This window comes from Vibrio sp. 10N.261.55.A7 (assembly GCF_002877365.1).
Taxonomy (GTDB): Bacteria; Pseudomonadota; Gammaproteobacteria; order Enterobacterales; family Vibrionaceae; genus Vibrio.
The window spans coordinates 16,420-43,331 of the sequence record NZ_MCWZ01000311.1 but is presented as its reverse complement, the minus strand read 5'-3'; the positions used below and the strand labels follow the sequence as shown (position 1 = coordinate 43,331).

Genomic DNA, 26,912 nt, shown 5'->3' with positions numbered 1-26,912 from the left:
AACATATTCGGTCTAACTCTTCTCATTAATTATGATGCAACGTTATCAAAATAACCTTCTAATGCTTCAATTTGCAGCGGAGCTGCTTCGATAGCATTGAAGGCACGGCGAAATTCACTTGCTTGTTCGTGTTCCTTTAGATACCACCCGACATGCTTACGTGCAATTCGAGGGCCCAAATACTCTCCATAAAAATCATGTAGAGCGTCCACATGGCCAAGCAGTATGTCTTTCACTTCCTCATGCGGAAGATCAGGCATAGTGGTACCGTTTTCCAAAAAGTGTTGGATTTCCTGAAAAATCCATGGGCGACCCTGGGCGGGACGACCAATCATTAAAGCATCAGCGCCAGTGTACTCCAGCACAAACTTAGCTTTTTGAGGGCTATCAATATCACCGTTAGCGATGACGGGTATTGAGACAGCTTGTTTTGCTGCTTTAATGTGTTCATATTCGGCCTCGCCTTTGTACATACAAGCTCGAGTTCTCCCATGGAGCGCCAGTGCTTGAATGCCGCAGCCTTCGGCTAATTGTGCTATTTGGACACAGTTACGATTCTCTGTATCCCAGCCAGTACGGGTTTTTAGTGTTACAGGTACATCTACTGCATTGACCACCGCGGTTAGAATCTCTTTAATGAGCTCTGGACGCTGTAGCAAAGCAGAACCGGCTAGCTTTTTGTTTACTTTCTTAGCTGGACAACCCATGTTGATATCGATGATTTGCGCACCGTTTTCAACATTAAATTGTGCAGCTTCTGCCATAAGCTGTGGATCTGCTCCCGCAATTTGTACAGAACGAATGCCCGACTCGCCTTCGTGTACCATGCGTTGCATTGATTTCGACGTTTTCCATAGTTTTGGGTTTGAGGACATCATTTCGCTGACCGCCATTCCCGCACCATAGCGAAGACATAACTCTCGAAAGGGTCTATCCGTAACTCCAGCCATAGGAGCGACGATTAGATTGTTCTTAAGTTGATGATTTCCAATTTTCAAAACGTCTTCACAGTATTACAGCAGTAAGGGCGCGCATTTTACGCATTTTTTTGCTGTGTGAAAAGACTAATATTTGAGCATTTACAATTTGTTTGTGTAAATTGCATTAAATTCAGCCAATTAGTCTCGAAAAGTCTTATTTAATCGTGCTTTGCGCCTGAAATTCGGCACCATTCGCTCTGCTCTTTGATAGGGTCTAGCTGAAATTGGTCGCGATAATAGTTAGCTACGTCTTCTGCTTGGGTGTCCAGCACGCCAGACATCGCTAGAACACCTTCTGGTTTTACTAAGTCTTTAATGATTGAAGAGAGCTCACGAAGTGGCCCTGCCAGTATGTTGGCGACGACCACATCTGCCAATAAATCTTCCGGTTGATCCTGTGGAAGAAACACTTCTAGCTGGTCAGCAACGCCATTGCGCTGGGCATTATCTTTTGAAGCAAGCAGGGCTTGAGGATCGATATCGATACCAATCACTTTTTTCGCACCTAACTTAATCGCTGCAATGGCTAAAATGCCAGAACCGCAGCCAAAGTCGATGACGGTTTTGCCTGACAGAGCTAACCCTTCTAACCACTCTAAACACAACGCCGTTGTCGGGTGTGTACCGGTTCCAAACGCTAGGCCTGGGTCAAGCATCACATTCACCGCATCAGGCTCAGGAACGTCACGCCAGCTTGGACAAATCCATAGTCGCTCACCAAATTTCATTGGGTGGAAGTTATCCATCCATTCGCGCACCCAATCTTTATCCTCGAGCTGCTCCACTTTGTAAGCAAAATCAGTTTCTAATAAATCGCTTTGCTTCATTTGCTTGAGAATAAATGACGTGTCCGCTTCTGCATCGTACAGAGCAAGAACGTCCGTATCACCCCATAATCGGGTTTCACCAGGCAAAGGCTCAAATACAGGTGTGTCGTGAGCATCTAAGAAGGTGACAGACAGTGCACCTGTTTCTTCCATCAGCATGTCACCAATTTGTTCCGCATTGGCATTGGTGGCGTTGAGTTTGATTTGAATCCAAGGCATGGGTATGTGCTCTACAAGGGTTATAAATAGATTGGCGCTGAGTTTAGCAGATATCCGACGACTTTATAGGCAAAAACAAAAATGCTCACCGAAGTGAGCATTTAGAGTCAATGTTGTGCTTTTAGAGCTGAATCTTATTGGAGACCAAGTTTCTTCTCAAGGTAGTGGATGTTCGCACCACCGTGTTGGAAGTTTTCGTCATTCATGATCGATTCTTGCAGAGTCACGTTCACTTTAATGCCTTCAATGATCATCTCACTCAGAGCATTTTTCATGCGTGCAATCGCCACATCACGGTTCTCACCAAAGGTAATAAGCTTACCGATCATAGAGTCGTAATGAGGAGGCACTGTATAACCTGTGTAGATGTGTGATTCCCAACGTACACCCATACCACCAGGAGCATGGAAACGTGTCACTTTACCTGGTGAAGGAAGGAAACGCTCTGGATCTTCCGCATTGATACGACACTCAATGGCATGGCCACTTAGTTTGATATCATCTTGAGTGAAAGACAACGGTTGACCTGCAGCAACACGAAGCTGCTCTTTGATCAGATCGACGCCTGTTACCATTTCTGTCACAGGGTGCTCTACCTGAATACGGGTGTTCATTTCAATGAAGTAGAACTCACCGTTTTCATATAGGAACTCAAACGTACCCGCGCCGCGGTAGCCGATCTCAAGACAAGCTCGAGTACAGCGCTCACCAATGTACTTACGCATTTCTTCCGTAATACCTGGTGCTGGAGCCTCTTCCACCACTTTTTGGTGACGACGCTGCATAGAACAGTCACGCTCACCAAGGTGAATTGCACCACCTTGACCATCCGCAATGACTTGTACTTCAACGTGACGTGGGTTTTCTAGGAATTTCTCCATGTAAACGACGTCGTTGTTGAAACAGGCTTTTGCTTCTGCGCGGGTCATGGCGATCGCTTCAACTAGATCCGCTTCGCTGCGTACAACACGCATACCACGACCACCGCCGCCGCCAGAGGCTTTGATGATTACTGGGAAACCAATGCGTTTCGCGTGTGCTTTGTTTTTCGCTTCGTCATCATCCAGTGGGCCGTCAGAGCCGGGAACACAAGGAACGCCTGCTTTTTTCATTGAGGTAATTGCAGAGACTTTGTCACCCATGATGCGGATGGTTTCCGCTTTAGGGCCGACAAAGATGAACCCACTGCGCTCAACTTGTTCAGCAAAGTCGGCATTCTCTGATAAGAAACCGTAACCTGGGTGAATGGCAACGGCGCCAGTCACTTCAGCGGCTGAGATGATACGAGGAATATTTAGGTAGCTATCGATACCGCGAGCAGGACCGATACATACTGTTTCGTCTGCAAGAAGCACGTGCTTAAGATCGCGGTCAGCTGTTGAGTGAACAGCGACAGTCTTAATGCCTAGCTCTTTACATGCGCGAAGAATACGAAGTGCAATTTCACCTCGGTTCGCGATGACTAATTTATCTAACATGAGAGACTGCCTCTATTATTCGATAACAACGAGTGGTTGGTCGAACTCAACAGGGTTACCGTCTTCAACTAGGATAGCGGTAACAACGCCTGCTTTATCAGCTTCGATCTGGTTCATCATCTTCATGGCTTCAACGATACAGATCGTGTCACCTGCATTGACTTGCTGACCCACTTTAACGAATGGTTTTGCATCTGGGCTTGGTGCACCGTAGAACGTACCCACCATTGGAGAAAGAACTTGGTGACCAGAAACAACTTCCGGAGCCGCTTCTACTGATGCCGCTGGAGCAGCAGGCGCCGCTGGAGCTGGAGCAGCAGGTGCCGAAACCGGAGCTGCTGCGTATTGAACTGGTGCCGCAGCCGGTGCAGCGCCATAGCGACTGATTCGTACTGATTCTTCACCTTCAGCGATCTCTAGTTCAGCAATGCCAGATTCTTCAACTAATTCAATTAGCTTTTTGATTTTGCGGATATCCATTTTTCTTTCTCTTTATCTTGTGAATAAGACAGCTCAATGAAAGCTGTAGAGTGTTTGTTTACCGTATAAGTAATCTTGTTACTTTGATTGCGTAGTCATTATTTAGATTGCAAGTGCTTAATGGCAGCCATCAAAGCGAATTCATAACCTTGCGCGCCTAAACCACAGATCACACCTTCAGCCTTATCTGACAGATATGAGTGGTGACGGAAAGGTTCTCGTGCATGTATGTTAGATAAATGCACTTCAATAAATGGGATGTTCACACCGAGTAAGGCATCACGAAGAGCAACGCTGGTGTGTGTAAAAGCTGCGGGATTTATGATAATAAAATCCACTTTACCAAAGGCATCATGAATGGTTTCAAGCAGCTCATATTCTCGATTCGACTGTAGATGTTGTAACTCAACCTGAGCGTTTGAGGCTTGTTGGGTTAACGTGTCAATGATCTGAGCTAGTGTTTGAGAGCCGTAATGAGCGGGTTCTCGTAACCCCAAAAGGTTAATGTTTGGGCCATTTAGGACTAGAATGCGTGATTTTGCAGTCATTGTGTTGCCATCTTCCATTATCGTGTGACGAATCTTAATATTCCCACATTATCAAAGAATCCGTATGCGATTTATGTCAAAAAATCACGGTTCTTTGAAATTAGACCAAGATTATAGCTAATTCAGCGCAAATCGCAGCAATTTACTGGTCTAATCACCTAGTTGTAACGACGGAATCTGTAACCAAGTTAACAAAATTACCCATTTCGACCCGTATGGGGATGTTAAATTATGAGGTTATTCCCATAAAAAAACCGCCACATAGGTGACGGTTTGATTGCGAGTGTGTTTTAAACGTATTGCTTTTTGCTCTTATATAGCTCGACTTTATGCAATACGAAGACTAAATGATACCCTAAGCAAGTTCAGCTTTTTCGGCAATAAGCTTATCAACCACACTTGGGTCAGCCAAAGTGGAAGTGTCACCTAGGTTACTGGTATCACCGGTGGCAATTTTACGAAGTATACGACGCATGATTTTGCCTGAGCGTGTTTTTGGTAATGAATCTGTCCAGTGTAGAACGTCTGGTGTCGCGATTGGGCCTATCTCTTTACGTACCCAATCTTTGACTTCTTTATGCAGTTCAGCGCTTGGGAACTCACCATCGTTGAGCGTGATGTACGCGTAGATAGCTTGCCCTTTGATGTCATGAGGAATGCCAACAATAGCAGCTTCAGCGATTTTGCTGTGAGCAACCAGTGCTGATTCAACTTCTGCTGTACCCATTCGGTGACCCGACACGTTGAGTACATCATCGACACGACCTGTGATCCAGTAGTAACCATCTTCGTCACGACGAGCACCATCACTGGTGAAGTACATGCCTTTAAAGGTTGAGAAGTACGTTTGCTCGAATCGTTCATGATCGCCATATACGGTACGCATTTGACCAGGCCAAGAATCGAGAATGACAAGGTTACCTTCTGCGGCCGTCTCTTCGATGATGTTACCCATATTATCAACCAGAGCAGGCTGAACACCAAAGAATGGGCGTGTTGCTGAACCTGGTTTTAGGTCTGTTGCGCCTGGTAGTGGCGCAATCAAGATACCACCGGTTTCTGTTTGCCACCAAGTATCAACGATTGGTGATTGCTCGTTACCAATGGTTTTGTAGTACCACTCCCATGCTTCTGGGTTGATGGGTTCACCGACTGACCCCATCACACGAAGGCTAGATCGTGACGTACCATCTACTGCTTCGGTTCCTTTCGCCATAAGAGCACGAATCGCAGTTGGTGCTGTATAGAGAATATTAACTTGATGCTTGTCGACCACTTCGCTCATGCGGCTCGTGTTTGGATAATTCGGCACGCCTTCAAAGAGAATGGTTTTTGCACCGTTCGCTAGCGGACCGTAGATAAGGTAGGTATGACCCGTAATCCAACCCACGTCGGCTGTACACCAGAAAGTTTCCCCTTCTTGGTAATCGAATACGTATTTGAATGTCATCGTTGCGTAGACAAGGTAACCACCCGTTGTGTGCAGTACGCCTTTTGGTTTACCCGTTGAGCCCGATGTGTACAGGATGAATAGGGGATCTTCGGCTTTCATCTCTTCTGGTGGGCAATCAGCAGAAACTTTTGAGGTTGCTTCGTGCCACCAAACGTCGCGGTGATCGTGCCAATCAATGTCGCCACCCGTGCGTTTAAAGACAACGACTTTTTCAATGTTTTTAACGTCTGGATTTGTCAGCGCTTCATCCACATTCTTTTTCAGCGGTACTGCGCGGCCACCACGTACCCCTTCATCGGCGGTAATCACGACTTTAGCGTCAGAGTCAATGATTCGACCAGAAAGGGCTTCTGGAGAGAAACCACCGAATACCACAGTGTGAACAGCGCCAATACGAGTACAAGCCAGCATCGCAACGGCAGCTTCAGGTACCATTGGCATGTATAAACAAACCACATCACCTTTGCGCACGCCTTGCTCTTTTAGTGCGTTGGAGAATAGACACACTTCTTTGTGCAGTTCATTAAACGTTAGTGTCTTATCATCGGCAGGATCATCACCTTCCCATATGATTGCGACTTCGTCACCACGGTCTGCCAGGTGGCGATCGATACAGTTTGCCGATACGTTCAGTGTGCCGTCTTCAAACCAGCGAATATCGACATGGCCAGTATCAAATGAGGTGCTTTTGACTTGAGTGAATGGCTTAATCCAGTCAACGATTTTACCATGTTCAGCCCAAAAGCCTTCAGGGTTAGAGACCGACTGTTGGTACATGGCTAAGTAAGTGTCATTATCCGCATGCGTATTTGCTTTGATGTTTTCTTTTACCGGATAAATATGGGCTTCACTCATTGCTTCTCTCCTTGCGCCTTTAAAGTTGTTAGCAGAACAAATTTCCGTTTTGTTATCGATAGGTTGAGTTTGATTGGAAAGTTTGTATGACTCTCACTTTCCGCCACCTTATGTTTTTCTACAATTAGACTTTAGGATGAGAGGCAGCTTTTTGCTTAGCTTAGAAGTACTTAAGTTGACAAATTGAGACGTCAGTCGAGAGTTTATCGGTGTGAGTAAGGGGTAGAGAGTGAAGGCAGATCACCTTTTGTTAGCCGAACAAAAACCAGTGCGGCAGAAATCGCATCTTGAAGGGCGTCATGCTTACCTTGCAATGGAAGATCGAGATGCTTACAAATCGCGCTGAGGCTAAGATCGAAATAGGCATTGGGTAGATGTCGCTCAAGTTGATCATGATAGATTTGGCTGACTTCTATGAGCGGGTTAGGAAGGGGAAAACCAAGGTGTTTTTGGCAGGCGAGATCCAATATCTTTTTATCATAGCGAATGTGGTAGCCAACCAGTGGGCGATTGCCTATGAATTCTAATAATTGAATCAAAGCCTGTTTTTCAGTAATGCCGTCTACCAGGTCCTGGTGTCGGATTTTGTGTATGGTGACAGACCCTGAATCCAGCGATTGTGGGGCTCGCAAGTGTACTTCGAAAGGCTTGCTGGTGATGATGCGATTGTCGATGATTTTTGTTGCGGCGATGGTCACAAGCTCAGCACGTTTAGGGTCCAAGCTCGTAGTCTCACAATCAAGGGAGACGAACTCCCCTTTTTGAGGCGTGCAAAAGAGAGATTGATAGGGAGAGCCCTTCAGTCGGTAGTGCCAATATTGCCTCATTAGCCAATTCATCATATGCCTCTTTTTAACTTTTTAACTTTTTAACTTTTTAACTGTTCTTCGTTAGCGCTAGTCTCTAATTTGGTAGTGGTAGCTTAGGAACTGTTTGAATTTTTTCACGACATGTAGGCTGTGGCGAAGTAGATCTCGCTCGGTTCGTTCAAGTTGCTTAAGCTCAATTCGGTTAGAGCTATGATGTAAGGATAGTTGCTGTGAGAGGCGAAGCTTGAAAAATAGCTTCAGGGCTTCGCTTAAGTTATCCGCGGTTTCAGGCTCCAGAATTTTTTGAGTTTGTAGTGCTTCGATCCGATCGAAGGTGTTCTTTTCTGCGATACCATATTCCAGAGAAAGGGCTCGGATGCCGTGAACGATAGGGAAAATCCCGCCTTGTTTAATCTCAAGCCCTTCTTTATTTTTTTTCACGTTACCAAATAGCGTCAGTGGAATGGAGAACTGAAGTGCTGGACGAGTAAATTCTTGCAGCACGAGCATCTTATTCTTCATCAGGCTTTGCATATGCTCACTGACATTCCCAAGGAGATCGTGATTGCCTGCCACTGCGTGAGCATCCGCTAAGATGGCCAGATCCATCACATGTTCAGGTTTCGCACCTTGAATCCAGCGACTGATCGTCTCTTTCCATTGCTGCTGCGTTTTTACCCACTTAGGGTTGTTAACCATGACGCCGCCAGGGCAGAGGGGATAACCAAGTTGCTGTAATGTATGGGTGAGTTGGTCCATCGCGCTCTGACAATTGTGCCACTCCAGTCCATCTTTGATGATGAGTGCATTGTCTTGATCGGTTTTTAGAATTTGCTCTCCCCGCCCTTCGGATCCGAGTACAATAAGACAGCAGTGATCATGGAGCGCGGGTGGTACTACGAGCCTAAAGGCTTTCTCAATGATTTGTTCGTTGACGGCTGATATAAGCTCCATGATGAATCGGGTTCGAATGCCATTTTTAAGCAGGCTTTCCACTAACTGTCTTTGCTTGTTTGACGCGAGCGCGAGTTCTTCCACACTGGTTGCTCTTGCGATACTGAGCGTCAGTACATGAGAATGAGTCGAAAAAGCACTGAGAATTTGGGTCATATCGAGCATGCCCACGGCTTCTTTACCATCACAGACCATCAGACGCTTCATTTTATTTCGGGTCATGGTGATCATGGCGTTGAATAGGAAGTCACCATCATCGATGTGCAAAACAGGGAAGGTTGCGATGGTGCCCACATCGGCGTCAACGGGGTGCTTGTCGAGCATAACCGCATGCAACATATTGGTTCGAGTCACGATACCGTAGGGGTGACTCGTCGGATAATCGTTGAGGCGAGGATCGTCTTCGTTAAGCTTCACTAAAGCGGCATCAACACCATTCTCTTTGAGTAACTGTGTCACTTCATTTAAGGGCTGATTGGGCTTTAGGAACATGGGTGGGTGATAGATCGATTTATCGACTTTAGTCAGGATAAATTCTGCAAGATTTTGCTGCTGCTCAGCGGCGTCAATGAGCGCTTGTCTACGCTTGAGGTTGTTATCGAAATAGGCGGCGAACTGTCCATTGGCTTCATAAAGTTCGAGAAAGACGGCTTTTGGAAGCAGGTAAGAAAGCGTATCTTCTAACGCTACATATTGATGACGCGCAGTGCCTTCAAAGAGGGCTCTGACATCAAACATGTCGTCATTGGCGTAGTGCGCGTAGATCTCTGAGTTATCTTCTTCACGCTCTTCAACTGCCCCTTTGATGAGTATATTGAGATGGTTACAAGGTTGGTTGGCTTGCAGAACGATTTCTTTGCCACGGTAGTAGGCGACATCGAGCGAGGAGCGCAATTGATGTTGCTGCGCTGGCGTCAGGCGGTCAAAAGGTGGAGACTGCATATTAAATTTATCGGGCATGACCTTTCCTATAGCGTAAATATCCTCATAGTCAGTGTGACAAATTTCACCATTACCTCCAGACGACTTTGGTCTAATGTAAATGGATAAAAAGGATGCAAAAAGCATGGCTAAAGCGGAAAACCTGTAAAACGTATTCTTCCCTTTTTTATCTGGCTATCAAGGCCCATAATAGGCGCGCTTGCACTTTTGCCATGTTTTAGGAGCACACGATGCTAACGCCATCTCCCTATGGTTGGATATCTCAGTATTTCCTCGGTTTTTTCTTTGCCTACGGTGTTTATTTACCGTTTTGGGCGCTTTGGTTTGAAGAACAAGGTATCTCAGCCACCGATATTGGTGTGTTGGTGGGTATTGGTTTTGCCACGCGTTGTGTTGCAAACCTAGTGATCACACCTCGAATTCATAAAGCAGAGCATTTGCTGCCTGCTCTTCGCTGGCTAAGTTTAGCGGCGCTGTTGTTTATTGCTTTTCACTTCTTCACCGGTGGAAGTTTCTGGTTAATGGCGCTCGCGACGGTATTGTTCAACCTTTGTTGTGGCCCGATTGTTCCGCTGTCAGATGCGTTAGCGAACTACTACTCACGCTTAAAAATGCTTGATTACGGCCGAACACGCCTTTGGGGTTCGATTGCCTTTATTGGTGGCTCGACCGTTGTAGGCTACCTTGTGTCGTTGTATGGCAGTGACATGATTCTGTATACGGCCTTGGCTGGGGTGCTGTTCTCGCTTGTTATTTCAATGAGAAGCATCAGTACGATGCCAGTGACCCAAAGTACTCAGTCAGTTGAGCGCCCCAAGGTTTCAGAGCTATTGCGGGAATGGCCGGTCATCAAATTTCTTACGCTTATTGCGCTTATCCAAGGCAGTCACGCCGCCTACTACAGCTTTAGCGCGATTCACTGGCGTGGTGCGGGATATTCTGCCGATATTATTGGTTACTTGTGGAGCTTGGGCGTGGTTGCCGAGGTCATGGTATTTGCGTTCAGTAAGCGCTTCTTTTCTGGGTGGACACTGCGTGCTCTCTTTCTAACGGCTTCTGTCGGTGTCATGGTGCGCTGGGGAATGACGGCCTCCACAACTGAACTGTACGCACTCGTTATGATTCAATTGCTTCATGGTGTGACGTTTGCAGTCGCTCATATCGCTGCTATTCAGTACATACAACAAGAGGAAGAGCACAAGATGGTGGCACTGCAGGCGTTGTACAATGCCATTCCATTGGGTGCCGTGATTGCGCTTGTGACCACATTGAGTGGTTGGGGTTACGATAACTGGGGAGCAAATGTCTTCTGGGCAATGGCGTTGATGGGGCTCTTGTCTCTCTTCGTTAAAGTTGACCCACAAGGCTCGTCGACGATTGATATGAATAAAGCTGAGGCGAAAGCACAGAATTAGCTTCAAGTGATTGAGCTTAATGGTTATCCCTAGTTAAATGAAACCTCTCCAATTGGAGAGGTTTTTTGTTGGGATAGAAAATATTAGAAAGGAACTCTAATGCAAGGATGGATAGTCATACCGGTGTCGCTCGCGTATCTCGGCATTTTGTTTTTGATTGCATGGTATGGCGATCGTCAAACCAATTGGCTTGCGAAGTGGCGGCCTTGGATCTACAGCTTATCGATTGCGGTGTATTGTACCTCGTGGACTTTCTATGGAACGGTCGGGCAGGCGAGCAGTAACCCTTGGTCATTCCTTCCGATTTATGTCGCCCCTATATTAGTCTTTACCCTTGGTTGGCGCGTGCTTGCTCGACTCGTACTTACCGCTAAGCGTGAACACATCACCTCGATTGCCGACTTTATTGCGGCTCGTTACGGCAAATCACAAGGTCTTGCTGTGGCGGTCACTCTCATCGCCGTCGCCGGAATATTGCCCTACATTGCTCTCCAATTACGTGGGATTACCATGGGGCTGGACATTGTCGCCCCCAATCTCGCGAGTGATTTAGGCTACCAAGATCGTTATGTCTCTTGGTTTGTCGTAGGCGCGTTAGCCATGTTTACCATGCTGTTTGGTACTCGGCATATTGATAATACCGAGCACCACCGCGGCATGATGATGGCGATCGCATTTGAGTCTGTGATTAAGCTGGTGGCTTTCTTGACCGTTGGCTTTTTCATTATTTACTTGGCGTGGAATCAAGAGCAAGTCGATCTCATTTCTGTGGCGAAGCAAACTTATCAGTCGCCCAATATTCCCACTTTACTGATTCATACCTTGCTGACCATGGTCGCGATTGTCTGTCTGCCTCGGCAGTTCCATACGATGGTGGTGGAGAATGAACGTGCCCAAGACCTTCATACTGCTCGTTGGTTGTTCCCACTTTATTTGATACTGATGGGGATTTTTGTCTTACCTATCGCGTGGGTAGGGCAAAGCTTATTGTCAGGTAGCCCAGCAGACACGTTTGTTATCAGTGTTCCTATGTCGGTTGGGGCGAATAATCTCGCGTTACTGGCCTTCTTAGGTGGCACGTCTGCGGCAAGTGGTATGGTCATTGTCTCGACCATTGCTCTGGCGATTATGGTATCTAATGACCTTGTGATGCCGTTGTTACTTAGACGGATGCGAATTACTGACCGTAACTATCGTCACTTTTCCGGTTTGTTGCTGATCATCCGTCGAGCATTGATTCTACTGCTTCTCATCGGGGCGTGGGGTTTCTATCAGGCGCTTGATACGATTCATTCTCTATCTGCGATTGGCTTTCTTTCATTTGCTGCGATCACCCAGTTCGCTCCTGCCTTAATCGGTGGAATGTACTGGCGCAAAGGAAACCGAAAGGGGGTCTACGTTGGTTTGGCCGTCGGCTTCAGCATTTGGCTTATCACGCTTATGAGCCAAACTGGGATACTGGCGGGTGATGCGAGTAATAACGCCCTCATCTGGATCATTACCCCGCCTGATCTTCTTGCTGACTGGGGAATAAAAAGCTCGGATTGGGGGATGCTGTTGAGTGTCGTCACTAACACTGTGTGTTACATCTTGATCTCTATGGTGACCCGAGCAAGCCTAAGTGAGCGCTTACAGTCAGCATCGTTTATTGGCACGCCAATGCCAGAGAGTGAGAACCAGAGCCTGTATCAAAGCCGTGTCACCGTCGCTGAGCTTGAGATGCTGGCCTCTCGATTCGTGGGTCGAACGCGAGTTCGCAGTGCGTTCAATCAATACTGGGCCCAACAGCATGAAACGTTATTGCCCAATCAACAAGCCCCTTCATCATTGATTCGCCATACCGAGCGCGTTCTTGCGGGTGTGTTCGGTGCGTCATCTGCTAAGTTAGTGCTTACTTCTGCATTGCAGGGTAAGAACATGCAGCTTGAAGAAGTCGCAACGATTGTCGATGAGGCCTCTGAGCTCTATGACTTCAGCCGCGGGTTATTGCAAGGTGCCATTGAGCATATCGGCCAAGGCATTGCTGTCGTCGACAGGCAATTGAGGCTGGTGGCATGGAATCAACGTTACTTAGAACTTTTTGAATTCCCCGCTGGGCTGATTCAGGTCGGGCGACCGATTGCTGACGTCATTCGTCATAATGCCGAAAATGGCCTTTGTGGTCCTGGTGATCCTGAGGGTCATGTTCGCCGAAGAGTTCAGCACTTAGAGCAAGGTACGCGGCACACTTCATCGAGAATCCGCCCTGATGGGCGAGTGATTGAGGTGCAGGGTAACCCGATGCCAAGCGGCGGGTTTGTGATGAGCTTTACCGATATTACCGTATTTAGAGACGCTGAGCAGGCGCTCAAAGAGGCCAATGAAACGCTGGAAGTGAGAGTGTTAAAGCGAACGCAAGAACTGGAACGTTTGAATAAACAATTGGTGAGTGCAACGCAGCGCTCTGAGCATGAGTCTCAATCGAAGTCTCGCTTCTTAGCTGCGGTGAGTCATGATCTGATGCAACCTCTCAATGCCGCTCGGCTGTTTGCTTCCTCGCTTTCTGAAGTCGCAAAAGACAATGAAGTCAAAGGGCTGTCAACGCATATCGAAAGTGCTCTTGAAGCAGCAGAAGATTTGATCGGAGATTTGCTGGACATATCTCGCTTAGAGTCCGGTAAGTTAGAGGTCAACATTCATAGCTTTGCTGTGAATGATGTTCTGTCCAATCTAGATGCGGAATTTAGCGCGCTCGCTAAGCAGCAAAACTTGTCGTTTAAGATGGTTCCGTCGTCATTGATTGTACAGTCTGACCCGAAACTGCTTCGGAGAGTGGTGCAAAACTTCTTAACCAATGCATTTCGTTACAGCCCCAATGGCAAGATTTGCCTAGGTGTTCGCCGTGTTGGAGGCCAGGTACGTATCGATGTTTGGGATAACGGTATTGGTATTGACGAAGACAAGCAGCAAGAGATCTTCGATGAATTTACTCGAGGAAGTCAGATTCGTTCTGATCAAGGGCTTGGGCTTGGGTTGGCAATATCTAAAGGGATAGCCCATGTTTTAGGCCATCAAATTTCATTGCGCTCGTGGCCTCAGCAGGGCAGTGTTTTCTCGATTACATTGAGCCGAGCTCAGAGTGATCAGATCGTACCTATCATCCAAGCGTCAACGCCGGTTTCAGATTTGTCGCACTTGAAGGTTCTTTGTGTAGATAATGAGCCTGAGATATTGGTCGGCATGGAAAATCTTCTCGCTCGATGGGGGTGTGAAATTAAAACCGCAGAAGATTTGGTCCAAAGCATGCGATCGCTTGAAGGTGGCTGGGTGCCCGATGTCATCTTTTCTGACTACAGGCTCGATAACGGCCGAACCGGTTTAGAAGTCTTGCAGCAATGTCGATTGCGCTTAGGTAATACTTTTGAAGGTGTGATCATCAGTGCAGACAGAACAGAAGAGATGCTTGAGGGGATTGAATCGAATGGATTTAGCTTTATTCCGAAACCAGTTAAGCCTTTGAAACTTCGTGCAATCCTCAATCGAGTGCTCTAGCTAGCATTAAAACTCTAATAGGATTAAGGCCTCGATGTGAGGCCTTAATCCATCGTGACTGGATTGGTTAGTTGGCAATCCCACCTAAGGTCAATGCCTTAGGATCAAGAAGTCGGGTAAGCTCTTCGCGAGGAAGCTCCGTTTCTCGTTCTGCCACATCAAGAATGGGTAAACCTTCTTTGTAGGCTTTCTTGGCAATGTCCGCTGCTTTTAAATAGCCAATCACTGGGTTGAGGGCGGTCACTAAAATGGGGTTCTTGGAGAGAGCAAGATCTAAGTTGTCTTGTCGCACGGTGAAGCTCGCAATGGCTTTGTCGGCTAGAGCCGTAGAACTGTTTGCGAGTAACTCTATGCTCTCCAAAATGTTATGAGCGATAACAGGAAGCATCACATTGAGCTGAAAGTTGCCCGACTGACCCGCAATGGTGATCGTTGTATCGTTACCGATGACTTGTGCCGCCGCCATTGCCGCCGCTTCTGGTATCACCGGGTTAACCTTGCCCGGCATGATGGAAGAGCCAGGTTGTAAGGCTTGCAGTTCTATCTCACCCAGTCCTGCTAACGGGCCTGAGTTCATCCAACGTAGATCGTTTGAGATCTTCATGATCGCGGTCGCAGCCGTTTTCAATTGTCCTGATAGAGAAACGATCGCGTCTTGGCTACTTAGGTTGAAGAAGAAATTGTCACTCGCGGTAAAGGATTGCTTGGTCGATTGAGATAGGTTGTCGGCAAACTTCTTAGCAAAGCGGGGATCGGCGTTGATCCCTGTTCCAACTGCGGTGCCACCCTGAGCCAATGCGCTAACCGAGATTAGGCTATTCTCGATGGCTGCTTTGGCGTGTTCTATTTGATGTTTCCAGCCGCCGAGCTCTTGCGCAAAGGTCACAGGCATAGCATCCATCAAATGCGTTCGACCTGTTTTGACGACATTAGCGAGTTCTGCTTGTTTGTTCTCGATGACCTTCGTGAGATGCGCAAGGGCGGGCAGTAGATGAGACTGTGCTGCTATTGTCACACTGACTTGAATCGCTGTCGGGACGACATCATTACTGCTTTGTCCCATGTTGACGTGATCATTTGGGCTGACATCTCCGCCTAAGATCCGTGAAGCAATAGTCGCAATGACCTCGTTAGCGTTCATATTCGAGCTGGTGCCCGATCCCGTTTGAAAAACATCAATTGGAAACTGATCGGTATGTTTCCCATCAATGATCTCTTGGCTTGCTTCATTAATAACGCTCGCGATATCGCCTTCGAGTAGCCCTAGCTGAGCGTTGCTGTCTGCAGCAGCTTGTTTTATGTAAGCCAGTGCTTGGATAAATCGATAGGGCATTTTGTGTGCACTAAAGGTGAAGTTATCCACTGCGCGCTGTGTTTGTGCCTGGTAAAGCGCATCTTGTGGGACGTTCACTTCCCCCATGCTGTCTTTTTCAATTCTGTAGGTCTGGGTCATGTTCTATCCTTCTGTCCTTTACCCAAAAGGGGCTTGGACGTGTTGTAGTTTTTGTTGCAAGGCTGAGAAGCGTGGCCTGCCGCCCACTTGCTGATAGTAGTGTCGTTTTAGATTAAAGAGCGGCGAATATATTGAATTTAGGCAAACCTGACGAAAGGTTAGGCTCCGATGTGGTGACTCAATCGCATCGATTAAGTGGAAAAAGATCTGACGAAGATAGAGCTCACACAGCAACAGGTTCTCATTATTCGCATTCGCCTCATGATGGGACGCTAGAGATATTCCCCAATGGATATAGTCTTGAATAATGTCAGGTTCAAAACCAGAAGGAGCTTTTTGCTCTAAAAAGCGATCCTGTGCTTTGTAAAACTGTGAGTAGAGTAGTTGTTGCTCTTGCATGAGATTTCGTCCATTTAATTGCTAATGATAATTATTATCAATTAAAAATATAAAAACAACTCTTTTAAAACAGAAATGGGAGGGAAGAAAAGATGGTTAAATTTGTAGAGAGCGCGAAAGAAAAAAGCTGCAATCAATGATTACAGCTTTCTAGGCGTTAGGTTGTCTATTCTGCTTTATCAAGCAACGTCTCGTAGGTGACGAATACGGTTTGCGTATCACCATAATATAAGGTGTCTTCTGATTGAATAGCGACTCTAAGCCAGCTTTCATCAGAATTAGGTGCTGGTAGATGAATGCTCCAGTTAAGCTCACTGTCATCAAGAGGCTGCATACTGACGGGTGTCCCTGTCTCTTCTATATTATCAACGAGTGAAAGTTTGATGCCTTGCAGTGGGAGCTTTGAAGTCAAACTAAGATGAAGTTGAGTATCTGTAATGCTCTCTGAACGAAATTGAACCTTAAACTCACCATTCTGCATGTCGCATAATCCACTGGTGTAACGGCAGTTAGATTTGCTCAGCAGCTTATAGGCTTCGCCTTTTTTCGCAGCGTGTGGCTTTTCACTTAATGCCATATCAGTGCCAACGTAAGCAAGAATTGAGAGAACAGGCGTGATGAGCATAGCAACGACGAGGTGCTTGTTTTTGAACATAGAGGCTTCCTTGCAGCTAAAGACGCTTAAATTGGTTAACTATTTGTAATTATAAATAAAGTACAGGATTGAGCAGATTAAAAAAGCCCCCGAAGGGGCTTTTGTGGTTTAGGTTAGATTTTAGTGATCAACCGCATCACCTGCACCAGCTGGTACGCGTACGTGTTCAACTAAGTCTTTCACTTCTTGTGGCGTTTCAGCTGTTACACGAGATACAGCGAAGGCTACAATGAAGTTACATAGTGCACCAATTGCACCAAATGCATTAGGTTCAATACCAAAGAACCAGTTGCTTCCCCAGCTTTCTAAGTATTTCCAATCAGCAACGAATAGGATGCCTTTGTGCTGGAACACGTAGAACAGAGTGATACTGATACCCGTGATCATACCTGCGATAGCACCTTCTTTGTTGATGGTTTTGCTGAAGATACCCATCATCAGTGCCGGGAAGATTGAGGAAGCGGCTAGACCAAAGGCTAGTGCTACCGTACCGGCGGCAAATCCAGGCGGATTCAGTCCCAAATACCCCGCGACGGCAATGGCGACTGCCATCGATATCCGGCTGGCGAGCAGCTCTTTCTTCTCGGAAATATTCGGGTTAATGACCCCTTTGATTAAGTCATGCGATATGGACGAGGAGATAGCCAACAATAGGCCCGCTGCCGTCGATAGTGCCGCTGCTAGACCACCTGCCGCAACCAAAGCGATGACCCAGTTTGGCAGTTTTGCAATTTCAGGGTTAGCAAGAACCATGATGTCACGGTCTACTTTTAGCTCGTTTGTTTCTGCGCTAGACGTGTAGTTGATGTTGCCATCACCATTTATGTCATCAAAGCCTAACAGACCTGTTTTTTCCCAGTTCTTAAACCAGTCAGGACGTTCGTCGTAAGCCAGGTATTCACCCGCGCTTGGATTCACGGTTTCCATTAGGTTTAGACGCGCCATTGCTGATACCGCTGGAGCTGTCGTGTATAGGATAGCAATGAAGAATAACGCCCAACCTGCTGATGTACGCGCATCACGTACCTTAGGTACTGTGAAGAAACGAATGATTACGTGAGGTAGACCTGCAGTACCGATCATCAGTGACATTGTGTAAACAAACATGTTCAAGGTATCGCCACGAACTTGAGTTGTGTATTCGGTAAACCCGAGTTCGGTGACCACCTGATCGAGCCGGTCGAGTAGATAGACATCGGTTCCGACCATGGTACTCCCGAGACCAATCTGAGGCAGAGGGTGACCCGTTAGTTGCAGAGAGATAAAGATTGCAGGAATAGTGTAAGCTAAAATGAGGACGCAATATTGAGCAATCTGCGTATACGTAATACCTTTCATGCCACCCATTACGGCGTACATAAATACGATACACATACCGATAAGAAGACCAGTGTCATAATCCACTTCTAGGAAACGACCGAAGGCAACACCTACCCCTTTCATTTGACCGATTACGTAAGTGACGGAAGCAATGATAAGACATACTACGGCTACGATACGAGCGGTGTTCGAGTAGAAACGCTCACCAACGAATTCCGGTACCGTGAACTTACCAAACTTACGTAGATAAGGTGCGAGTAGTAGGGCAAGGAGTACATAACCACCCGTCCAACCCATTAAGAATACGGAGCCGCCGTAACCCATGAAGGCAATTAAGCCAGCCATTGATATGAATGATGCAGCCGACATCCAGTCAGCAGCGGTCGCCATACCGTTTGCAATTGGGTTTACACCGCCACCAGCGACATAAAACTCTTTCGTTGAACCAGCACGTGCCCAAATGGCAATACCAATATAGAGCACAAATGTGGCACCTACTACGAGATAGGTGATAGTTTTCAAGTCCATCTGAGGTGTTCCTTATTCGTCTACGTTAAATTCGCGATCAAGCTGTCTCATTTTCCACGCGTAGTAGAAAATAATCCCTAGAAATGCATAAATTGACCCTTGTTGAGCAAACCAGAATCCAAGCTTGTAACCACCTATTTGGAATTGGTTTAGAACATCAACAAAAAGAATGCCGCAGCCGAACGAAACAACAAACCATACGATCATCAGTTTGATCATGATTTTGACGTTTTTGTCCCAATACGCTTTGGCGTCATCTTTATTTTCAAATGCCATCGTCGTCTCCTTACGATGTATTGTTGTTAATGAAATGTTTCACTTTGTACAATAGCAAGGCGAAGGCAAGGATTCTTTTCAACTTTAGTCGTGACCAATAAAGTAAAAAACGCCTAAAAATAAGGGTTTGAGAATAGAAGTGTGATGTTAATGTGATGTTAATTTAGCCAAAGGTCTAATACGGATATGGTTTTGAGTTCATATCTGGTGTAATAAAAAGAACAGTGAGGTTGTAAGTCGCGAAAAAATCAGTCAACTGAGGTAAGTTGCTGATAACTATTTAACAATTGAACGCTGTTTTTTGTTATATTATAACATTCGAAAAAGCATTTTTTAGGAGGATGAATTGGACGTAAATACCATCAATAGCTTGTTTCTCACTGGGGCGACATTAATTGCGATCAGTGTGCTTATCAGTCGAGCATCTTCAAAACTTGGTGTGCCCATTCTCCTGGTCTTTTTGTTCGTTGGAATGATGGCGGGTGAAGATGGCCCTGGTGGTATCAAATTTGATGACTACTCGCTCACTTACCTAGTGAGCAACCTTGCGCTAGCGATCATTCTCCTCGATGGTGGTATGCGAACTAAGGTATCGAGCTTTAAGGTGGCTTTTTGGCCATCACTCTCTTTGGCGACAATCGGTGTTGCGTGTACGGCAACGATCACCGGCCTAATGGCGTCGTGGCTTTTCGACTTAACGCTGTTGCAAGGGATTCTCGTTGGCGCAATTGTTGGTTCAACCGATGCGGCTGCCGTATTCTCACTGCTGAAAGGAAAAAGCCTCAATGAGCGTGTTGGTGCAACCCTAGAGATTGAGTCTGGCACCAATGATCCTATGGCCGTTTTTCTGACGGTTACTCTGATTGCTATCCTATCAAGCCCTGAAATGGACATGGGAATGGGATTCCTAGCAACGAGTTTTGCCATGCAATTTGGAATAGGAGCCTTGGTTGGTTTTGCTGGTGGCTGGTTATTGTGGTCGCTCGTCAATCGTATTCTGCTGCCTGAAGGTATGTACTCGATCTTGGTGCTAAGTGGCGGTATCGCGCTCTTTGCTCTATCGACGATTTTGGGCGGGAGCGGAATTTTAACAATCTATCTTGTTGGATTGCTCATTGGCAATAAGCCAACCTGTTCTCGTCATTCCATTCTTAGCGTCCTTGATGGTATGACGTGGCTCAGCCAGATTGTGATGTTCTTGGTTTTGGGTTTGTTGGTCACACCGTCTACGTTAATTGACATTATGCTCCCTGCTTTAGCATTGGCTTTCGGCATGATTTTGATTGCGCGCCCAATATCCGTTTGGTTAGGCCTAGCACCCTTTAGAAGCTTTAATACCAAAGAACGCTGGTTTGTTTCCTGGGTTGGGTTGCGAGGCGCTGTGCCAATCATTCTCGCGGTGTTCCCTATGATGGCAGGGCTACCAAACGCTCAGCTTTATTTCAATATCGCGTTCTTCGTGGTCATGGTCTCTTTGATTGTTCAAGGTGGAACCTTAATGAAAGCGGCTTCTATGGCGAACGTTTCCCTGCCACCTAAGCCAAGCCCAATTTATCGAAGTGGCATTGAAATCTTCCCAACCAGTGAGTGGGAAATGTTTGTCTACAAACTGAAAGCCGAAAAATGGTGTATCGGAGAGCCCCTTAAGCGCCTCAGCATGCCTGAGGGAACGAGAATCACGGCCTTGTTTAGAAACAACACACTGTATCACCCATCAGGCAGTACCGTTCTTGAAGCGAACGATACCTTATGTGTGCTTGGGCAAGATAAGGACCTTGATGCGCTGAGTCAGCTTTTCAGTGAAGCGCCAGTTGAACAAGAAGACACGGCTCGTTTCTATGGAGACTTCTTTCTGGATGCGACCACATCAATCGAAAGCGTGGTGGCGTTTTATGGCATTACCGTTTCTTTAGAAGATCAGAGCATGACGCTCAAACAAATAGCGCAAGAGCAGATTGGGCAATATCCAGTGCTTGGTGATAGCTTTGATTGGGAAGGATTGCATTGGGTGGTGGCTGAAGTGCAGGATCACGAAGTGATTAAAATTGGTCTCTGCTTACCTGAAGAAGCTGCCTAAACAGCTTCACTCTGGTCAGTCTGGTTTCTAGTTGTGTTGATCTTGCAGCAGAATAACCGCTTGAGTTCGGTTCTTAACGCCTAATTTTCGGAAGATAGCCGTCATATGTGCTTTGATGGTGGCTTCTGACACATTCAATTCATACGCAATTTGCTTATTCAATAAACCGTCAGACAGCATGCCTAACACCTTATATTGTTGCGGTGTTAGCGCTGCAATTTTCTCAGCTAAATCACTGCACGCCGCGTTATTGGTGATCAGCCCTTCTGGGAAGAATGGGTCACCGTTCAGAACTTGGTTAAGCGCACTGATCAGTTCACGCATATCACTCGATTTTGGAATGAACCCAAAGGCACCGTGACTTTTCACCTGGCTGACAACCGATGCTTCTTCACTGGCTGAGACCACGACGATCGGTAAATCTGGGTACTCTGCACGAAGGTGAATTAAGCCCGACATGCCATTAGCGCCTGGCATTTTGAGATCAAGCAGTAAGAGGTCTGGTTCTTCTTCCTTTTTCAATAGGCTAAGAAGTGCGTCTAGAGAGTCCGCTTCCAGTAGGTTTGCGCCACTAACGGCCATGTGAACGGATTGAAATAGTGCATTACGGAATAACGGGTGGTCATCGGCAATGATTATCGAATAGGTTGGTTCCATACAGTTATGCACTTATTAGGAAAAAGTTAATTTTAGTATTACCACTTGGGGCGTGCGTGACAACCAATACACGCTTATTGCCTGATTTTTCTTCCTAAAATGTGAAAGAGTTGGGTAATCATCACCCAACTCTTTTGTTGATTACAGGTTATTCATTTAGCGCGAGCAGTGCATTGATATGCTCTAAAAATGGTTCGGCTTGCATGAATCCGGTTAATCTTGCTGCATCAACTTTTCCGCCGTCTGCTTCCCAAAACTCAATGGTTGGCAAACCAAGTACTTTGAGGTGCTTTAAGAGTTCAATGTCTTCCGGTCTATTTCTTGTGACGTCCGCTTGCAGCAAAGTGAAGTTTTGCAACTGCGCTTCTACGTCAGGGTGGTGGAAGGTGTATTTTTCAAACTCTTTACACGCGACGCACCAGTCAGCATAGAAGTCGAGCATGACGGGTTTGTTATTTTGCTTAGCTATAGCGAGTTGCGCCTCAAGCTCAGCGACATTGTTGATTTGAATAAACTCAACGGTCTTTTGCTGAGATTCATGACTCGGATTAAAGTAGTAATTGAGTGCAGGTTGCGCGGAAGCAAATAAACCAAGAACCGCGACGATGCCTACCGCGCTTTGTTTCCAACCGCCAAATGGAAGTCGATTCTTGAGGTGATACAGCCAGCCGAAGGCAACCAAGCCAAGTAGTGACCATAGAATCGTCGTCCAGAGCGATGGCAATATGCGTTCTAACAGGAAGATTGGCGCAGCAAGGAGCACAAAACCAAACAGTGTTTTCACTACGTCCATCCACGCGCCTGCTTTTGGCAGAAGCTTATTACCAAAGACCGCCGCGAGCATTAATGGAATTCCCATCCCCATCGCTAACGCATACAACGCAATCCCGCCAGTGAGCAGATCGCCACTTTGCGCGACGTAGAGTAGGGCGCCAGACAATGGTGCGGTGGTACAAGGTGAACACACCAAGCCGGAGATTGCGCCCATCGCAAATACGCCAACACTGCTGCCACCCTTTTGTTGGTTGCTGAGGTTATTGAGCCAAGTTTGTAGGCTATTTGGCAGTTGCAGGCTGTATAAGCCAAACATCGAAGCGGCGAGAGCGATAAACAGTGCACTGAGCCCAATCAACACATAAGGGTGCTGCATTGCGGCTTGAAATTGCATACCAGCTGATGCGACGACTAAGCCGAGTAATGTATAAGTGAGTGCCATTCCCTGCACATAGACAAACGACAGGCCTAATGCGCGAGTTTGGCTCAATTTACCACTGCCTAAAACGATGCTGGTTAAGATCGGGTACATAGGCAAGACACAAGGCGTAAAGGCAAGGCCCACACCGAGTGCTAGAAACAGTAAAGGCGTCCACCAGTTTTCAGCGATCGTATTCGCGAGGTCACTGTCTTGAGAGGTTTGCAGATTCGCTTGAGATGGGTTTGCCTCTGTGCTCAATGGTTCAATGCTTAATGGTTCACTGCTTGCCAGTGTTTTTGGAGTAGATTCCACCTTGTTTTCGCTTGAGAATTCAAAGGGGGCAATGTCGATAACACGAGTCTCTGGCGGGTAGCAGAACCCTGCTTTTGCACACCCCTGGTATTGGACAATTACGCGTGCTTTATCTTGGTAGTCGCTCAGCGATAGATTGATCAGCAAGGGTTCTGTGTAGATGTTTACCTTGCCAAAAAACTCATCCTCGTAAGGCTTGCCTTGGCGCATTTCAATGTCGCCCAAGGTGAGGTTTTCACCACTGATGGTGATTCGATCTTGATAGAGGTAATACTCGTCTTTCACTTGCCAGTCGAGAAAGAGGCGATCGCCTTGTTGGTAAAAATTGAACGGGAACGCTTGGTCGACAGGTACGAAGGTATTGTTATCTGCCTGGGAGAATAATGAATCCGAACTGTTTGAAAAGAGTGCGTGAGCAGGCAGAGCACTGAACGCAAAAACGAGAGCGAAAACAAGAGAAAATAAGCGCATACGAACCGTCTATTTATTTTAGGATGAGTTATCTTAACTCAATCAGACAGGTTTGAGGGCGAATAAGTTTCATCTGAAATAAAAAGGGCCTGAATAATCAGACCCATACCGTAAAGATTCGTTAGCGAACGGTCATGATTAGATAAATAGGCTACCGAAGGTAAAGCCCAGTGCTACCGCTGTGGTAATCGTTGCAACACCCGGAATGAAGAATGGGTGGTTGAACACGTAATTACCAATGCGAGTTGAACCAGTATCATCCATTTCAACTGCAGCAAGCAGTGTCGGGTAGGTTGGCAGTACGAATAGGGCACTTACTGCAGCAAAAGACGCAACTGCGGTAAGTGGCGCGACACCGATAGCCAATGCAGCAGGCATAAGCGCTACCGTCGTTGCACCCTGAGAGTAAAGCAGCATAGACGCAAAGAATAGAACCAGTGCCAGCATCCATGGGTAATCAGACAGCAAAGCACCTGCGACATCTTTAATACCATCAACGTGAGCATTAACGAACGTAGAGCCTAACCACGCCACACCGAGTACACACACACAGGCTGTCATACCTGAACGGAATGTCGCCGCGGCCGGGATCTTAGAGGCATCAATCTTAGTAAACAGAACGATAGCGGCAGCGGCGGCTAACATGAAGGTCATGATCGCTTCGTTTCGACCTAGCGTTGGGTTTTCAATTAGCCCAACAGAGCCTGAAATAGCCGCGGCGTAACACACGACAAAGCCAATTGCAGCAAGGAAGATAAAGGTCGCACGTTTTGCGGTTGGCAGGATTTCTCTCTGCTGGCTACTCGATTGCTTGATAAGTCCTTTCTCTAAACGTTCTTGATAGACAGGATCGTCTTTTAGCTCACAGCCCATGAAGTTAGCCACGAATGCACCGACCATACACGCTAGGAATGTGGTTGGAATACAGATAGCTAACAGGGTGAGGTAATCAACACCAAACGGTGCCAACATAGCGGCAAAGGCGACTACGGCCGCTGATATTGGCGATGCGGTAATGGCAATTTGAGAAGCTACAACAGCAATCGATAGCGGGCGAGAAGGGCGAACACCTTGACCTTTCGCCACCTCTGCAATCACTGGCAGGGTAGAGAAAGCGGTGTGACCGGTACCCGCCATTAATGTCATGAAGAAAGTCACGATCGGAGCGTAAAAGGTAATGCGCTCAGGGTGCTTTCGTAGAAAGTTTTCCGCAATCTGCACCAGCCAGTCCATACCACCGGCGACCTGCATTGCTGCAATAGCCGTGATGACAGACATGATGATGAGGATGACATCGACGGGAATAAACGACTGGCTCGTTGGTACACCAAGAATGAGAGACAGCGCGATAACACCCGCACCGCCAGCAAACCCAATGCCAATGCCACCAATTCTGGCTCCGATGAAAATAAAGAATAGAACCACAAATAGTTCAACTGCGATCATGTGATCACCTCTTTTTTATTGTTAAATTAAATAAGATAAATGGTTAATATGAGTTACTCAGACGTATTTGTAATTTTGATTTATTGTCAATGAGTCTAAAAAAGGGCCCCATTTGGGACCCTAAAATCAGAGGTTACTCGTAACGCTTGCCTTTATACTGAGGTCTCATTAGGTTTTCAACTGAGAAAATGTCATCGAGCTCCTCTTCTGTCAGTAAGCCACGCTCAAGTACGACTTCTCTTACGCTGCGACCGGTCTCGGCACAAATCTTACCGACAATGTCCCCTTCGTGATGGCCAATGTACGGATTAAGGTAGGTGACGATACCAATCGAGTTAAACACGTAACCTTCACACACTTCTTTGTTCACGGTGATGCCGTCAATACATTTGTCGCGTAGATTCACGCAGGCATTGGTTAAAATGTCGAGTGACTCAAACATACTTTGAGCGATAACCGGTTCCATCACGTTCAGTTGCAGCTGTCCGCCTTCCGCCGCAAACGAGATAGTGTTGTCGTTACCCAATACTTTAAAGCACACTTGGTTGACGACTTCCGGTACCACTGGGTTTACTTTTGCAGGCATGATTGATGAGCCAGCTTGCAGTTCTGGAAGGTTAAGCTCGTTAAGACCAGTACGTGGGCCAGAAGAGAGTAAACGAAGGTCGTTACAAATCTTGGATAGCTTAACGGCCAAGCGCTTAAGAGCACCGTGCGCCATCACATAGGCACCACAATCCGAAGTCGCTTCAATTAAATCTTCCGCTTGTACACAGTCGTGACCAGTCACTTCTGCAAGGTGTTTGACCGCCGCTTCTTGGTATCCATCCACCGCGTTTAGACCGGTACCGATAGCCGTCGCGCCAAGGTTTACTTCTAGCAGTAATTTAGAGGTGAATTGCAGTGCTCGAATTTCTTCATTGAGTGTGACTGACCAAGCATGGAATTCTTGTCCAACCGTCATTGGCACCGCATCTTGAAGTTGAGTACGACCCATTTTCAGTGTGTTTTCAAACTCTTTGCTCTTAAGGTCAAAGGCACCTTTAAGATATTCAATCGCATCGATCAGCTTACGCACACTGTTGAAAACGGAGATACGAAAGCCTGTTGGGTACGCACAGTTGGTGGATTGGCTCTTGTTTACATGATCATTGGGGTTGATGAATTCGTATTGACCTTTCTCTTTCCCCATTAATTCTAAAGCAACGTTCGCGATTACTTCGTTGGTATTCATATTAACCGAGGTGCCCGCACCACCTTGGAATACATCTGATGGGAATTGATCCATGCACTTGCCGGTTTCAAGAATAAGGTCACAGGCTTGAATGATATGGTTCGCTACATCTTTTGGTAGCACGCCGAGTTCTCTATTTGCGAGCGCCGCTGCTTTTTTAGTCATCACCATGCCACGTACAAATTCAGGTACGTCAGAGATGGTTGAATTCGAGATGTTGAAGTTCTCTATTGCGCGCAAAGTGTGGATGCCGTAGTAAGCATCGGCCGGGACATGACGTTGACCTAAAAGATCTTCTTCGATTCGAGTGGCTGGATTGGCTGTAGCGATAGCATTAGATGGGGTAGCCATAACGGGATCCTTAGAGAATTATTATTGGAAAATTAATAAAATATTCC

20 protein-coding genes are annotated in these 26,912 nt (G+C 46.6%); 3 read left to right on the top strand and 17 right to left on the bottom strand.

What is annotated here, in order from left to right:
- Positions 1-29: 29 nt before the first annotated feature.
- From dusB to BCU12_RS18900, 8 genes are all read right to left on the bottom strand, one after another.
- Entirely contained in the window at positions 30-998 is a 969-nt protein-coding gene (gene dusB / locus BCU12_RS18935) for a tRNA dihydrouridine synthase DusB (protein ID WP_102405808.1), read from the bottom strand.
- Between the two features lie 140 nt (positions 999-1,138).
- Positions 1,139-2,026, bottom strand: a complete 888-nt coding sequence (prmA, locus tag BCU12_RS18930; protein ID WP_102405807.1) for a 50S ribosomal protein L11 methyltransferase — start codon at positions 2,024-2,026, stop codon at positions 1,139-1,141.
- Positions 2,027-2,160: 134 nt separating this feature from the next.
- On the bottom strand, positions 2,161-3,504 hold the full coding sequence (gene accC, locus BCU12_RS18925; protein WP_102405806.1) for an acetyl-CoA carboxylase biotin carboxylase subunit: 1,344 nt from the start codon (positions 3,502-3,504) through the stop codon (positions 2,161-2,163).
- 15 nt (positions 3,505-3,519) lie between these two features.
- Positions 3,520-3,984 carry an acetyl-CoA carboxylase biotin carboxyl carrier protein gene (accB, locus tag BCU12_RS18920; protein ID WP_102405805.1) on the bottom strand — a complete coding sequence of 155 codons (465 nt, stop codon included), beginning with the start codon at positions 3,982-3,984 and terminating at the stop codon, positions 3,520-3,522.
- Between the two features lie 98 nt (positions 3,985-4,082).
- Positions 4,083-4,532, bottom strand: coding sequence for a type II 3-dehydroquinate dehydratase (aroQ, locus tag BCU12_RS18915; protein WP_102405811.1), 450 nt, complete (start codon positions 4,530-4,532; stop codon positions 4,083-4,085).
- A gap of 355 nt (positions 4,533-4,887) precedes the next feature.
- Positions 4,888-6,840: an acetate--CoA ligase gene (gene acs / locus BCU12_RS18910; protein ID WP_102405804.1), complete on the bottom strand. Its 1,953-nt coding sequence runs from the start codon at positions 6,838-6,840 to the stop codon at positions 4,888-4,890.
- A gap of 203 nt (positions 6,841-7,043) precedes the next feature.
- Entirely contained in the window at positions 7,044-7,679 is a 636-nt protein-coding gene (locus BCU12_RS18905; RefSeq protein ID WP_102405803.1) for a 3'-5' exonuclease, read from the bottom strand.
- A 57-nt stretch (positions 7,680-7,736) separates the two neighbouring features.
- Positions 7,737-9,563 (bottom strand): DUF294 nucleotidyltransferase-like domain-containing protein, encoded by a 1,827-nt coding sequence (locus BCU12_RS18900; RefSeq protein WP_102405802.1) that lies wholly within the window; start codon positions 9,561-9,563, stop codon positions 7,737-7,739.
- Between the two features lie 212 nt (positions 9,564-9,775).
- Here BCU12_RS18900 and BCU12_RS18895 point away from each other — a divergent pair, with 212 nt between their 5' ends.
- Together BCU12_RS18895 and BCU12_RS18890 are read left to right on the top strand one after the other, a co-directional pair.
- Positions 9,776-10,960: a 3-phenylpropionate MFS transporter gene (locus BCU12_RS18895; protein ID WP_102405801.1), complete on the top strand. Its 1,185-nt coding sequence runs from the start codon at positions 9,776-9,778 to the stop codon at positions 10,958-10,960.
- Positions 10,961-11,059: 99 nt separating this feature from the next.
- Positions 11,060-14,491 carry a hybrid sensor histidine kinase/response regulator gene (locus tag BCU12_RS18890; RefSeq protein ID WP_102405800.1) on the top strand — a complete coding sequence of 1,144 codons (3,432 nt, stop codon included), beginning with the start codon at positions 11,060-11,062 and terminating at the stop codon, positions 14,489-14,491.
- A gap of 67 nt (positions 14,492-14,558) precedes the next feature.
- On the opposite strand, the gene BCU12_RS18885 is transcribed toward BCU12_RS18890, so the two are convergent.
- From BCU12_RS18885 to BCU12_RS18865, 5 genes are all read right to left on the bottom strand, one after another.
- On the bottom strand, positions 14,559-15,944 hold the full coding sequence (locus BCU12_RS18885) for a class II fumarate hydratase (protein WP_102405799.1): 1,386 nt from the start codon (positions 15,942-15,944) through the stop codon (positions 14,559-14,561).
- A gap of 18 nt (positions 15,945-15,962) precedes the next feature.
- Positions 15,963-16,343: a hypothetical protein gene (locus BCU12_RS18880; RefSeq protein WP_102405798.1), complete on the bottom strand. Its 381-nt coding sequence runs from the start codon at positions 16,341-16,343 to the stop codon at positions 15,963-15,965.
- Positions 16,344-16,509: 166 nt separating this feature from the next.
- Positions 16,510-16,998 (bottom strand): hypothetical protein, encoded by a 489-nt coding sequence (locus BCU12_RS18875; RefSeq protein ID WP_102405797.1) that lies wholly within the window; start codon positions 16,996-16,998, stop codon positions 16,510-16,512.
- A 120-nt stretch (positions 16,999-17,118) separates the two neighbouring features.
- On the bottom strand, positions 17,119-18,846 hold the full coding sequence (locus BCU12_RS18870) for a sodium:solute symporter family protein (RefSeq protein ID WP_102405796.1): 1,728 nt from the start codon (positions 18,844-18,846) through the stop codon (positions 17,119-17,121).
- 12 nt (positions 18,847-18,858) lie between these two features.
- Positions 18,859-19,122, bottom strand: a complete 264-nt coding sequence (locus BCU12_RS18865; protein WP_102405795.1) for a DUF4212 domain-containing protein — start codon at positions 19,120-19,122, stop codon at positions 18,859-18,861.
- A gap of 346 nt (positions 19,123-19,468) precedes the next feature.
- On the opposite strand from BCU12_RS18865, the gene BCU12_RS18860 reads away from it, so the two are divergent.
- On the top strand, positions 19,469-21,199 hold the full coding sequence (locus tag BCU12_RS18860) for a potassium/proton antiporter (protein ID WP_102405794.1): 1,731 nt from the start codon (positions 19,469-19,471) through the stop codon (positions 21,197-21,199).
- Between the two features lie 27 nt (positions 21,200-21,226).
- Here the strand turns inward: BCU12_RS18860 and BCU12_RS18855 are convergent, their stop codons facing one another.
- The 4 genes from BCU12_RS18855 to aspA all read right to left on the bottom strand — a co-directional run bounded on the left by BCU12_RS18855 (position 21,227) and on the right by aspA (position 26,865).
- The gene (locus tag BCU12_RS18855; protein WP_102405793.1) at positions 21,227-21,856 is read right to left on the bottom strand and encodes a response regulator transcription factor; all 630 of its coding nucleotides are present in this window, start codon (positions 21,854-21,856) and stop codon (positions 21,227-21,229) included.
- A gap of 148 nt (positions 21,857-22,004) precedes the next feature.
- A complete protein-coding gene (locus BCU12_RS18850) occupies positions 22,005-23,834 on the bottom strand; it encodes a protein-disulfide reductase DsbD (protein ID WP_102405792.1) in 1,830 nt (609 codons plus the stop codon).
- 138 nt (positions 23,835-23,972) lie between these two features.
- Entirely contained in the window at positions 23,973-25,280 is a 1,308-nt protein-coding gene (locus tag BCU12_RS18845; protein ID WP_102405791.1) for an anaerobic C4-dicarboxylate transporter, read from the bottom strand.
- 133 nt (positions 25,281-25,413) lie between these two features.
- A complete protein-coding gene (gene aspA, locus BCU12_RS18840) occupies positions 25,414-26,865 on the bottom strand; it encodes an aspartate ammonia-lyase (protein WP_102405790.1) in 1,452 nt (483 codons plus the stop codon).
- Between the last annotated feature and the right edge of the window lie 47 nt (positions 26,866-26,912).